The 11,468-nt window shown below is 64.5% G+C and carries 7 protein-coding genes and 1 pseudogene; 3 read left to right on the forward strand and 5 right to left on the reverse strand.

The genetic code is table 11. The annotated features are described in order from the left end of the window. Positions 1-11: 11 nt before the first annotated feature. Positions 12-1,583 carry a glutamine-hydrolyzing GMP synthase gene (gene guaA, locus THITHI_RS0116095; protein ID WP_018234129.1) on the forward strand — a complete coding sequence of 524 codons (1,572 nt, stop codon included), beginning with the start codon at positions 12-14 and terminating at the stop codon, positions 1,581-1,583. Positions 1,584-1,669: 86 nt separating this feature from the next. Further along, positions 1,670-2,146: a tRNA adenosine(34) deaminase TadA gene (gene tadA, locus THITHI_RS0116100; RefSeq protein ID WP_018234130.1), complete on the forward strand. Its 477-nt coding sequence runs from the start codon at positions 1,670-1,672 to the stop codon at positions 2,144-2,146. 180 nt (positions 2,147-2,326) lie between these two features. Here the strand turns inward: tadA and THITHI_RS0116105 are convergent, their stop codons facing one another. The 5 genes from THITHI_RS0116105 to THITHI_RS0116125 all read right to left on the reverse strand — a co-directional run bounded on the left by THITHI_RS0116105 (position 2,327) and on the right by THITHI_RS0116125 (position 9,123). Beyond that, positions 2,327-4,510 carry a TonB-dependent receptor domain-containing protein gene (locus THITHI_RS0116105; RefSeq protein WP_198005623.1) on the reverse strand — a complete coding sequence of 728 codons (2,184 nt, stop codon included), beginning with the start codon at positions 4,508-4,510 and terminating at the stop codon, positions 2,327-2,329. Positions 4,511-4,782: 272 nt separating this feature from the next. Continuing rightward, positions 4,783-5,337, reverse strand: a complete 555-nt coding sequence (locus tag THITHI_RS0116110) for a hypothetical protein (protein WP_018234132.1) — start codon at positions 5,335-5,337, stop codon at positions 4,783-4,785. A gap of 8 nt (positions 5,338-5,345) precedes the next feature. Beyond that, the gene (locus THITHI_RS0116115; RefSeq protein WP_018234133.1) at positions 5,346-5,681 is read right to left on the reverse strand and encodes a cupredoxin domain-containing protein; all 336 of its coding nucleotides are present in this window, start codon (positions 5,679-5,681) and stop codon (positions 5,346-5,348) included. A gap of 23 nt (positions 5,682-5,704) precedes the next feature. Continuing rightward, positions 5,705-7,369 (reverse strand): NapC/NirT family cytochrome c, encoded by a 1,665-nt coding sequence (locus THITHI_RS0116120; RefSeq protein ID WP_018234134.1) that lies wholly within the window; start codon positions 7,367-7,369, stop codon positions 5,705-5,707. Between the two features lie 131 nt (positions 7,370-7,500). After that, entirely contained in the window at positions 7,501-9,123 is a 1,623-nt protein-coding gene (locus THITHI_RS0116125; protein WP_026186432.1) for a nitrite reductase, read from the reverse strand. Between the two features lie 1,180 nt (positions 9,124-10,303). On the opposite strand from THITHI_RS0116125, the pseudogene THITHI_RS20365 reads away from it, so the two are divergent. Continuing rightward, a pseudogene (locus THITHI_RS20365) lies at positions 10,304-11,283 on the forward strand (IS3 family transposase). The last annotated feature ends 185 nt before the right edge of the window (positions 11,284-11,468 follow it).

The following is an 11,468-nucleotide window of genomic DNA, read 5'->3' on the forward strand; positions in this document are numbered from 1 at the left end:
CCACTGCCCTTATGGATATTCATTCCGACCGTATTCTGATACTCGATTTCGGTTCCCAGTACACGCAGCTCATCGCGCGCAGGGTGCGCGAGGCCGGGGTCTATTGCGAGATTCATCCCTGGGATGCGGATCCCGGGGAGATTCGCGAGTTCGCGCCCAGCGGGATCATTCTCTCGGGCGGACCGGAATCGGTGATCATGGATGATCCGCCGCGGGTATCGGACCTGGTGTTCCAGCTGGGCGTGCCCGTGCTCGGCATCTGCTATGGGATGCAGGCCATGGCTGCCCAGCTGGGCGGACGGGTGGAGAGTTCCAGCCACCGGGAGTTCGGCTATGCCCAGGTACGCGCCCGGGGCCATACGCGGCTTCTCAGCGACATCGAGGATCACACCACGCCGGAAGGTCACGGGATGCTGGATGTCTGGATGTCCCACGGGGACCGCGTCAGCGTGCTGCCCGAGGGCTTCAGGCTCATGGCGTCCACCGACTCCGCACCCATCGCCGCCATGGCGGACGAGGATCGCGGGTTCTACGGCGTGCAGTTTCATCCCGAGGTCACTCACACCAAGCAGGGCATGCGCATCCTGTCGCGCTTTGTGCACGATATCTGCGGCTGCCGCAACCTCTGGACCCCGGAGAACATCATCGATGACATGATCACCCGTGTGCGCGAGCAGGTGGGTGATGACCAGGTGATTCTTGGTCTCTCCGGGGGGGTGGACTCCTCCGTGGTGGGCGCGCTGCTGCACAAGGCCATCGGCGACCAGCTCACCTGCGTGTTCGTGGACACGGGCCTGCTGCGCCTGCACGAGGGCGACCAGGTGATGGCCACCTTCGCCCGGCATATGGGCGTGAGGGTCATTCGCGTGGACGCCGAGGCGCGCTTCCTCAAGGCTTTGGAGGGGGTGAGTGACCCGGAGGGAAAGCGAAAGGTCATCGGCGGCCTGTTCATCGAGGTCTTCGACGAGGAGGCCGGCAAGCTCACCAACGCCCGCTGGCTGGCCCAAGGCACCATCTACCCGGACGTGATCGAGTCCGCCGGATCCAAGACCGGCAAGGCACACCTGATCAAGTCGCATCACAACGTCGGCGGACTGCCCGAGCACATGAAGCTGGGCCTGGTCGAGCCGCTTCGCGAACTGTTCAAGGACGAGGTGCGCAGAATCGGCGTGGAACTGGGGCTGCCGAGCGAGATGGTCTACCGCCATCCATTCCCCGGTCCCGGGCTGGGCGTACGTATCCTTGGAGAGGTGAAGAAGGAATACGCCGACCTGCTGCGCCAGGCCGATGACATCTTCATCGAGGAGCTGCGCAGGGCGGACCTCTACGACCAGGTGTCCCAGGCATTTGCGGTGTTTCTGCCCGTCAGATCCGTAGGCGTGATGGGCGACGGACGGCGCTACGATTACGTGGTGGCGCTGCGTGCCGTGGAGACCATCGACTTCATGACGGCGCGCTGGGCGCACCTGCCTTACGATTTCCTGGATACCGTGTCCCGGCGCATCATCAACGAGGTCAACGGGATCTCCCGGGTGACCTACGACATATCCGGCAAGCCGCCGGCGACCATCGAGTGGGAATAAACGCGTAGATACGGGACACAAGATACAGGCGAGCAGGTTTATGCCTTTCCAGGGTATCCTGGCGCTCCTGTACGGCCGGACACGCCATGCCCGATGACCTGTTGAGCACCGATCACGAGGACACGCACTGGATGCACCGGGCGCTGGAACTCGCGGACCGTGCCGAGACTGCCGGCGAGGTCCCGGTGGGCGCGGTGGTGGTGCGCGACGGTGAGGCGCTGGGCGAGGGGTGGAACCGGCCCATCGGCGCCACGGATCCCACGGCCCACGCGGAGATCGTGGCCCTGCGTGCGGCGGCGGACAGGGCGGGGAACTACCGGCTGCCCGGCACGACGCTGTACGTCACCCTGGAGCCCTGTCCCATGTGCGTGGGTGCCATGATCCATGCCCGGGTCGCGCGGCTGGTGTTCGGCACCGCGGACCCCAAATCGGGCGCCGTTGGCGGCGCGCTGGATCTGCTGGCTTTCCCCGGGCACAACCACCGCATCCGGGTCACCGGCGGTGTGCTGGAGGCGGAGTGTGCCCGGCGCCTGCGCGCGTTCTTCCGGGCGCGGCGCGGTTGAGCGGCTCCGGCCGCTGCGCCAGCCCGCATATCTCACCGGGATCGCGGTTCAGGCTCGTCTTCGCGCCCATACGCTTGCTCTTCACTCAACCCATAGCTAGGGCTATGGATTTCGCTCCAGAGCGGCGCCTACGAACGCGAATCCTTCGCCTGCTCCCGCGATCCCGGTGAGATATGCGGGCTAGAACGTCCATTCCATGCGCCCCAGCACGGAACGGCCCGGTTCGGCCAGATACGGCAGGGTGGGATCGTCCGGCGGGCGCCCCGTGACGTTTGATGCGCGCCAGTAGGTCTTGTCGGTGAGATTGAACAGGCCCAGGCTCAGGCGCAGGTCGTGGCGCGGCCGCCAGCGGCCGATCAGGTCGGCCACGGTATAGCCCGGGGGTGAGAACTGGGGGTTGCCCGCCGCATCGGTCAGGGAGCGCTGGCCGCGCGCCGCCGTGGTGACAAGCCGCATGTCCCAGTGCGCGGCGGGGGCGTACTCCAACGCCAGGATGACCTTGGGCGGGCCGATCTCCGGCAGTGCCCGGCCGGTGTTGCGATCCTCGCCCTTCAGCCATTCCGCCCCGATCTCGGCGTTGAACGGGCCCGGAAGATCCTGATGCAGCCGCAGCTCGACACCCTCGATCCGCACCCTGTCCCGGTTGACCGACTGGAAAAGCAGGGTGCCGGTGTCCGGATCGGGGCCCAGCGCGGCACGGGTTTCTATGAAGTCGCGATAGTCATTGCGGAACACCGTCAGTTCGACGCGCGTTTCCGGGCCCCACCAGCGAATGCCCGTCTCCAGGCTGCGCCCCTTCTCGGGCTTGAGATCCGGATTCGGAATGGCCCGGATGTTGAACATCGGGATATCCAGTCCGATATTGACGTCCTCGAAGGGCGGTGCTCGGAAGCCGCTGGCGTATTGCACGAAGTAGTCGAGCTGATCGGTCACCGGCCATACCAGGCCCAGTTTCGGCATCCACGCGGTGTGACTCAGATCGGTGGTCTCGGCGTCCGGGAACGCCTCGTCAAACAGGGGATCGCCGCGGCTTTCCAGATCGTAGTACTCGAACCGGAGTCCGGGGCTGAGCATGGGCCCGCCCGTCCACAGGTGGATCTCGTCGTGCACGTAGACGCCCAGTTCGTTGAGCCGGGTGCGGGGAAAATCCCTCAGGGGAAAGCGCTCACCGAGCACGACAGAGGTGGAGTCGCCGGTTTCCCTGTTGGTCTGGAGGGCGTCCCGGCGCTGGACCAGATCCGAGCGGCTCACTTCAAAACCGTAGCCGAACCGGTGATCGAAGCCAAAGGCCTCGAAGTCCGATTCCAGATCCGCGCCGATCCCGGTGGTCTTGTGACGGAAATTGAACTCGCGGTAGAGATCGACCGGCGTAGGGGCGATTGCGCGTTCCTCCCGGGTGCGCTGCCGGGTCTCCGACTCCTGGTGCCACACGCGCCAGTGGCCGCGAGACAGCCGACCGAGGTCATCGAACTCCTGGTCCAGCAGAACGCGCCACTGCTCGCGCCGGTCATCGCCCTCCAGCGAGGTGGTGTTGACGAAGCGCTCCGTCCCCAGCATGGCCCGAACATCGGTCTCCCGGGACTCGTCGATGCTGTCGAACGTCAGCCGGGTCCTGGCCCCGGCGGTCTCGCGCGCGCCGCGCAGGAGTATCGCACCCTGGCGCCGGGTCAGCTTGTCGGCGGGCGGTTGGTCGGGAGCATCGGGCACATTGACTTCGCCGGCCCGCTGGCCGGCACCGGCGAACAGCAGGGCGTACTCGTCATGACGGGCGGCGGTGGCCGCCGTCATGCGCAGACGGTCGGCATCCGTGCCGCCCGCGAAGCCGATCCGGCTGCTGCGGTCGCGCCCGGCCAGCAGGTCCTCGGTATCGAGCGTGGCGATGGTGACCACGCCGCCGAGTGCCTTGCTGCCGTAGAGGGTCGAGGCGGGCCCCCGCAGTATCTCCATATGGCTCACCAGCCCGAGGTCCATCAGACCCCGCCCGGAATCGGCAAAGCTGCCGACGCTGAAACGGTCCGCCGCGGGAACATTGTCGACGACCACGGCGGTACGATTGCCGCCGATACCCCGGATCCGGAAACCGCCAAAGGGGAAACGGCCGCCGCCGCCATCCACGTCCACGCCGGGCTCGTAACGGATCATGTCGGGGACCTCGATGGCCATGTCGCGCTCGATCCGTTCGGGATCGATGATGGTGACGGTCCCCGCCACCTCCGAGAGACTGCGCGGCTGGCGGTGGGCGATGGTGGTGATGGGCTCCAGCACCACGCGTTGCCCGTCGTGCTCTTCCTCGTCAGCGCCCGCCTCCTGGATGACCGGCCACAGCAGGAATGGCAGGAACGGCAGGACGGATCGCATTCGCATACGGTTGACACCTGTTGATCGGACGCCGCTCATGATGCCAGGGGGAACCACGTCAGCGCATCCGGCGTGTTACCGGGATCCCCGGGTATCGTCCGGGGACCAGGTTTTCATTGCGCGAGCGGCGCGGCGGCAAGGCCGGCAGCTGTCAGCGTACCGGTCCGACCGGATGGTCTCATCGGAATTCTCAGGTAGGCACAGGAGCGCTGCGAACGGCCATCATGCCGTGGATGACAACGGCCCCGCCCCCCTCGGCGGCGTGTACGCATCCGGTTTCATGATCGGGAATCCAGCAGTCCGAGATGCAGATACTCCACCGACAGGTAGTCGTCGAATATCCAGAGTCGGATGAAGCGGTTGCGGCCATTCTCGCCGCCCCCCCATACCACGAGCCCGCGCACGCCTTCCGGCATGCCCGGCTTGAGTTGCTCGAACCACTGCTCGGCCAGGTCCTCCGCCCAGGGGCTTCCATGGGTCTGTTCCAGCCGTGCCTGCACGGCCTGGACGTGGTCACTGTCCGGATGGAACTCCAGCACCAGGGCCAGCTGATCGCGGCCGCCGGGGAACACATAGCGGACGTCGGTTTCCCTGTCGGCTTCACCGGCCAGGCGACCGTCGATGACCAGATCGCCGTCATCGGTCTCGTAGACCTTCGAGGTCGTGACGCCGTCGCCCTCGAGCCGGGCCCTGACCTGTTCGACGGACATGCCGAACTCGGCGCTGCGGTAGCCGTTCAACGACTCGCCCGCCCCGGCCGGCTGAGCACCGAGGAGGAGAAGGCCGGCCAGGAAGGCCCCGGCCGTATTGAGCAGTGCGCCCGTTGCGCGCATGGAACCTCCTAATCGTTTGCGATGACGCGGATCACACCCTGCATATCGCGGCTTTCATGGGGGCGGCAGTGATACGCGTAGGTGCCGGGATTGTCGAACCGGCGTTCCCAGTGTTCCTCCGGGAACAGCCGCTCGGAACCCAGGTCCTCGTCCGGGAAATACACATCGTGGCTGGTGCGGCGCTCCATGTTGACCCAGCGTACCGTGGTGCCCGCGGGGATCTCCAGTTCCGCCGGCGAGTAACCGTAGTCGATCATCTCCACGGTGACGGTGTCGCCATTGGCCAGGGCCGGGGCGGGGATGCTCATGGCGAGCAGCACCCCGCACAGCAGTGTCCAACGCATATTCTCCTCCCGCGGTCGGCCCGCTATCGGCTGATGCGTGTGGCGTTGAGTTCCACCATGTCGTCGTCGAAATCTCCGGGGATCTCGGCGTCGAAGGCCAGGCCATATTGCCATGATATATGGTGGAAACGGGAGGCCGAGTAGTCATCGTGGAGCGCGATGGCGATGTTGTACTTGCCGTCGGTGGACAGGGGTTTGTCCCCCTCGCTGCCCGGGCGCAGGGCGCGCGTCATGTACACGGTCCACACGCCGTTGTCCTCGCTGGCCGAGAACACCACGGCCTCCGTATCGGCGAAGTGACGTTCGTCCAGTATGTATCCGCTTTCGGTGTGCCCGCCGTTGCCGCTCTTGTAGCGGGCCAGATCCAGGTAGACGCCGCGGCGCATGAGGTCCTCGATCTCCGCTTCATCACGCAGCTTGTCCCAGCCGCCACGCGCGGCGCCCCGGCGGCCGCGGATCTCGATGTTGGTGCGGCTTTCGGACAGGTACTTGGTCACACCCCTGCTCAGGTCCAGGCGCTCGGCCAGTTCCGACGCGGCCAGCGTCTCTGCGTCCGGTGCATCCGGCATGTAGGGCGAGTCGTGGTGGCAGCTCGCCCAGCAGCCGGCACGGTCGGCCATGTCCACCCGGTCGTCGGCAAAGCTGACCGTGAGCTTCATGGGGTTGTCCGGATCCATGCGCCCGCCGTCGACGAAGGGCAGCGGCGCGTGCTCGGCGGCCTCCCACCGGAAGCGCATGTACAGGTAATCGTCATCGAACGCGGTCTGAACCGTCATGGGGACGTGGCCGCGCTTGTCGCCCAGATCCATGGTCTCCAGCTTCTCGCCGGTGGTCACCAGCCGGCCGATGTCCACCTCTTCGCCCGTGTGGCACCAGATGCAGCGGTCTCCCATTCCGAAGGCACGTCCGCCGCCGTGCTGGCTGCCATCCTGTATCCACTCGATGGAGGCCTGACCCGTGAGGAACAGGATGATCTCCACCTCCGGGACATTGCTCCAGTCGAGTCCGGATGCCAGATCGCCCGCGGTGACCGCTTCGCCGTCGGCGACCACCTCCGGTTCCGGTTCAAGGACGGGATCACCGCGGTCCAGCGCGGCGACGGGTTCCCGCGGTTCGGCCTGGGCCCAGACCGGGGATTCATCCCAGTCCTCGGGCAGCTTGTGGGCGATGCCCTGGTGGCATTCGATGCAGGTCTGCCCCTGTTCGAAACCACGCGCATGCTCCCTCGCGGCCCGGGCCGGCTGCTTCTCGAGGTCCATGGCGGTCCAGTCATGGCAGTTTCGGCACTCCCGGGAGTCGGTGCGCAGCATGGAACGCCACACGCGCTCCGCCAGGGCCAGCCTCTTGGCCTCGAACTTTTCCTCGGTGTTGATGCTGCCCAGCGCCTTATGCCACAGCTCCCGGCTGGCGACGACCTTGCGCACCATCTTCGGGCCCCAGGCGTCCGGCACATGGCAGTTGGAGCAGGTGGCCCCCACGCCGGTGGGGTTCTTGTAATGGGGTCGATCCTCGTATTCCGCGTGGACCCATTGCATTTCGTGGCAGGAGGTGCAGAACTGCATGGTGTTGGTGGCTTCCACCACCGTGTGGAAGCCACCCCAGAAGATGATGCCCGCAATGAAGAATGTGATGGCGGCACCCAGGGACGCCCCGAGTATGGTGAACTTGCGCAGCCGTTGTCTGATCATGGTTTGTTATTCCCCTGAATGCATGCATGTACGGCGGTGCCCGGTTCGGCCCCTTTCCGGGCCACCCCCGTCGGGAGATGGTCCGGAAAAAGGCCGAAGCGCCCGGGGGCGCTTCGGCCGGGTGGCGGCTGTCAGCCGATATGGTTCTTGCGGTTGTAGACGTTGAACTTGCCGGTCGGCGTTTCAAGTCCCTTGATGCGGTCCTTCTCCTCCAGCGTCTTGTCGTCGTACACCACGATCTCGCCCTCCTCGAGGTGGCCGCGACCGCGAGCCCACACGGAGACCCATACCTCGTCGCCGGCCTGGTTGTACTCCATGTGCACGGCAACGGCATCGTGTTCAACCGGCTTGTCCGTGACCTGGATGGGGGTGAGTTCGCGGGTCTCCTTGTTCATCACCATGACCCACTGGTTCACGTCCGGTTCCGGATGCATGGCCTGATCGATCCACACGTGGGGGGAGTTCGGATGGCTTCGCACGAACAGGCCGGGGCCGTCGGTCTCCACCGAGAAGCAGATCTCCCAGGCCTGGTCCGGGTGACCCTCGGGGTCGTTGCCCCAGGCGGTCATGCGGCCTTCACCCAGATGGGTGGTTCCGGCCACCGGACCGCACTCCGGATCGTTCCAGTTGGCGCCCGGTCCCGGGTGCGGGATTTCGCCGGTGTTCAGCATGCCCACGCGCTTGCGGGTCTCGGTATCCACGAAGACCATGTGGTGGCTGAAGTTGGCGGCGATCTGGAAGTAACGGCCCGTGGGATCGAAGAACCCGTCGTGCAGGAACTCCTTGGACTCGATCATCTCGACCCGCAGGTTCTCAATGTCGGAGTAATCCACCTGCCAGATCTGGCCCGTCTCCTTCACGTTCACCAGGAAGCTCGGTGCCTTGGGCGTGTTGTACAGCGCGGCCACGCGGGCCTCGTGCACGTACTCGCCGGCGGTGTTGTAGCCGCGGGTGGACACGACCTTGAGCGGTTCCATGGTGTCGGCGTCCGTGATCACGAAATGCGGGGGCCAGTAGCCGCCGCCGATCACGTACTTGTCCTTCCACTCGCCGTAGTGGGAGACCGCCACGTCACGGGCGTCATAGGCGATGTAGACCTCCGCGGTCACCTGCGGGGGATCCATCCACAGGTCGATCTTCGACAGCCGCCCGTCACGGCCCTGCGTGTACCAGAACCGCCCGTCGGAACTCTCCTTGGCCACGTGCACGGCGTAACCGGTGTCCACCTCGGCGACCACTTCCTTGGTATCGCCGTCGATGATGCCCATCTTGCCGGCGTCACGCAGGATGGTGACGAAGAAGTTCTCCCAGTTGCGGTCGTGCTGCGGTTCGGTGGGCAGATCCTCCGGCTGCACATGCACCTGCCAGCGTTCCTTCATGTCGGCGAGCGTCATTTCCGGTGGCTCGGTGGGTTGCATCTGGATGTACGACGCGATCAGGGTGATCTCGTCCTCGTCCAGGATCCCGTCGAAGTTGTTCATCCCGCCTTCGGTGCCCAGCGAGATGATGCGCTCCAGCCGGCGCTGCCCCAGATCCTGGGTGGTTTCGGGCAGCAGGTCGGGGCCGGTGGCGCCCTTGCGCAGGGTGCCGTGGCAGCCGGCGCAACGCTGGAAGTAGATCAGATTGGCGCGGTCCAGGTCGTCCCCCGACAACTGGGGGGCATCCTGTGCCGCTACGGTCCCGGTGCCCGCGACCGCCATTGCCAGTGGCAGGCCGAGGGACAGGAGCCCTGTGGCTAAGGTTTTCTTCTTCATGACGTGCCTCGCTTTCTCTCTACATGGGTGGTCGGTTGGGGGTGTGGTGTCTGACCCTGGTCCACCGTGGTGGCCGCGATCCCGGAGTCGACATCCGCCTCCTGAAACTGAATAACCCCTCTTAAGATGTACCTATTATACTATTTAAGAATTCGGGATCTTGATCCATGTCAATTGCCGCCCGGGTCATGCCGAGGACTGGCACATCGGGCCGATCTTGAGGGGGCAGCGTTTCTGCCGCCGACGGCGGTTGTGCAATGAGTTGGTGATGGATGTATGGAGCGACGGGCATTCCGTCTATATAAGAAAGATAGATCAATCGGGAGAATTGTGGATGTGACCGTGGACCGGTTACGGACCGCGGGCGCCGGTCCGGAGCAGGAAAGGGTTTTTCATTTCTGGGTAAGCCGAACCCGTGGTCGGGCGCCGAAAGATCAGGCGGAGTAGCGTCTTTGCGCACACGCGCGGGTCGACTGCAGGGGTAACGGTTGCGTATGTGGCACCGTCACGGCGAAGGCGCTGAAGGGACACGACGGCGGCTGATTAGCGGGCAGGGCCCGCACCGGTCAGGCAGCCGCCGGCATCATTCCATCGCCGGATCGGGAATGGATGCAGCGCGGGTGCCGCTGATCGGGTGCGCGGAGGCCCCGTCATCGTGATCCGCTGCTGCGGTGACCCGGCAGGCTGGACCACCGTATTGCGGTGTGGATCGGGCTTCGCTGGATTGCCGAACCCTCGCCTCCATTGCCGTGGGTTCAAATCTCGTCTTTTTCAATACCCAAACACAAGGGGCCCCGTTTTTTGGGGCCCCTTGTGTTTGGGTATGGCGGAGAGGGTGGGATTCCCCCGATCCGCTAAATTTACGTGTTATTTCAACATGTTACGCATGCTGAATTCTTGACTGGTGTACCACCGAGGTGGTTCAGGTAACTTCAAGGAAAATTATGGTTCAATCAGACCATTGTATCAACATCAAAAGTCATAGCTTCCGCCGTTCTCCGCAAGCCACGGGGGTCAAACCCGGCACAGGTGATGGACCTTCTCCGACGGACGGGCTTCTGCGAAGCGCACGTTAATCCAGGGAACGTCTGGACAAGTGACGTCGAACTGTCCCCTTCCCCGATAATAGGTCCATGGATAACTGGAGGTCTTCCGGCACACTAAGCCGAGGAGGCCCGAGATGCGCAAGAGCCGTTTTACCGAGACCCAGATCGTTGCCACGCTGAAGCAGGTCGAAGGAGGCCGCCAGGTCAAGGATGTGTGCCGGGAACTCGGCATCTCCGATGCGATCTACTACGCCTGGAAGTCCAAGTACGGTGGCATGGAGGCGGCTGATGTTCGGCGTCTCAAGGAACTTGAGGAGGAGAACAGCCGCCTCAAGCGCATGTACGCGGATCTGGCGCTGGAGAACACGGCGCTCAAGGACGTGATCACAAAAAAGCTCTGAGGCCGGCGCACAGGCGCGAGTTGGTGGCTGGGCTGATCGAAGAGCACGGACTGAGTGAGCGCCGGGCCTGTGCGGTGGTGGGCATCTCGCGCTCGGTGTCCCGTTACAGCCCTCGCCCGGACCGGGATGAGGAAGTCATCGCGGTGCTGCTGGAGCTCTCCGAGACCTGCCCGGAACGGGGATTTTCGAAGCTCTACGAGCTCATCCGTCGCCGGGGACTGCCCTGGAACCACAAGCGGGTGTGGCGTGTGTACTGTGATCTCAAGCTCAACCTGCGGCGCAAGGGCAAGAAAGGGCTACCAAAGCGCGAGCCCCAGCCGCTCGCAGTGCCCGAGGCGGTCAACGCCACCTGGTCGGCGGACTTTATGTCCGATGCCCTCTGGGATGGTCGGCGGTTTCGCACCTTCAACCTGGTCGATGACTTCAATCGGGAGGCGCTGGCGGACTGGGCCGTGGAGAATGGCGTGGAGCTTGAGTTCATTCAGCCTGGCCGTCCAATGCAGAACGGCTTCATCGAGCGGTTCAACGGGAGCTACCGCCGCGGGGTGCTCGACATGTACGTCTTTCGGACCCTCAATGAGGTGCGAGAGCATACGGAGCGCTGGCGCCGCGATTACAACGAACAGATCCCCCACGAGTCACTGAACGACATGACGCCGGTCGAGTACCGGCAGATCCACCAGCCGGAAACCTCCAGTATTGCGTGGACCTAAACAGGGGAAGTTTACACTCAAGTCCCAGTTATCGTAGCTCTTAGATATCTACAAATCCGGTGAAGTGAACCGCCCCGGGAATTGCGGAGGCTGGTTGGTTTAAGTCAAGCCGCCATTACGGCCTGACTGGCGAGTTGCCGATAGTAGTTTGCCTCAGCTTCCACCGGCGGAATATACCCCAAGGG

Source organism: Thioalkalivibrio thiocyanodenitrificans ARhD 1 (assembly GCF_000378965.1).
In the GTDB taxonomy this organism is placed as follows: Bacteria; Pseudomonadota; Gammaproteobacteria; order Ectothiorhodospirales; family Ectothiorhodospiraceae; genus Thioalkalivibrio_A; species Thioalkalivibrio_A thiocyanodenitrificans.

What these genes read in the sequence shown, in the direction of transcription:
- THITHI_RS0116110 (WP_018234132.1), bottom strand. Translation starts at nt 5,337, where the DNA reads ATGCGCGCAACGGGCGCACTGCTCAATACGGCCGGGGCCTTCCTGGCC.
- THITHI_RS0116115 (WP_018234133.1), bottom strand. Translation starts at nt 5,681, where the DNA reads ATGCGTTGGACACTGCTGTGCGGGGTGCTGCTCGCCATGAGCATCCCC.
- THITHI_RS0116105 (WP_198005623.1), bottom strand. Translation starts at nt 4,510, where the DNA reads ATGCGAATGCGATCCGTCCTGCCGTTCCTGCCATTCCTGCTGTGGCCG.
- tadA (WP_018234130.1), top strand. Translation starts at nt 1,670, where the DNA reads ATGCCCGATGACCTGTTGAGCACCGATCACGAGGACACGCACTGGATG.
- THITHI_RS0116120 (WP_018234134.1), bottom strand. Translation starts at nt 7,369, where the DNA reads ATGATCAGACAACGGCTGCGCAAGTTCACCATACTCGGGGCGTCCCTG.
- THITHI_RS0116125 (WP_026186432.1), bottom strand. Translation starts at nt 9,123, where the DNA reads ATGAAGAAGAAAACCTTAGCCACAGGGCTCCTGTCCCTCGGCCTGCCA.
- guaA (WP_018234129.1), top strand. Translation starts at nt 12, where the DNA reads ATGGATATTCATTCCGACCGTATTCTGATACTCGATTTCGGTTCCCAG.